The sequence below is a fragment of the Streptomyces hazeniae genome, assembly GCF_031845485.1.
Classification (GTDB): domain Bacteria; phylum Actinomycetota; class Actinomycetes; order Streptomycetales; family Streptomycetaceae; genus Streptomyces; species Streptomyces hazeniae.
Map to the genome: position 1 here is coordinate 1 of NZ_JAVREQ010000219.1, position 425 is coordinate 425.

The following is a 425-nucleotide window of genomic DNA, read 5'->3' on the forward strand; positions in this document are numbered from 1 at the left end:
GCGTACGAGCGCTCGTTGTCGTTGACGACGATGACGAGCGGGCGGTCCTTGGCGGCGGCGATGTTGTTCAGCGCCTCCCAGGCCATACCGCCGGTGAGCGCGCCGTCACCGATGACCGCGACGACGTGGTCGTCCTTCTTCAGGACCTCGTTCGCCTTGGCCATGCCGTCGGCCCAGCCGAGGACCCCGGAGGCATGGCTGTTCTCGATGACGTCGTGCTCGGACTCGGCGCGGGAGGGGTAGCCGGAGAGGCCGCCCTTCATCTTGAGGCGGGAGAAGTCCTGGCGGCCGGTGAGCAGCTTGTGGACGTAAGCCTGGTGGCCGGTGTCCCAGAGCACCTTGTCCCGGGGCGACTCGAAGACCCGGTGCAGGGCGATCGTGAGCTCCACCACGCCCAGGTTGGGGCCGAGGTGTCCGCCGGTCTT

At 68.5% G+C, this 425-nt stretch carries 1 protein-coding gene; it reads right to left on the reverse strand.

Going from position 1 to position 425, the window contains the following annotated elements; all coding sequences use genetic code 11:
- Positions 1 to 425 (reverse strand): 1-deoxy-D-xylulose-5-phosphate synthase N-terminal domain-containing protein (locus RM572_RS29415; RefSeq protein ID WP_311676392.1); only part of this gene is annotated, 425 nt, incomplete at both ends.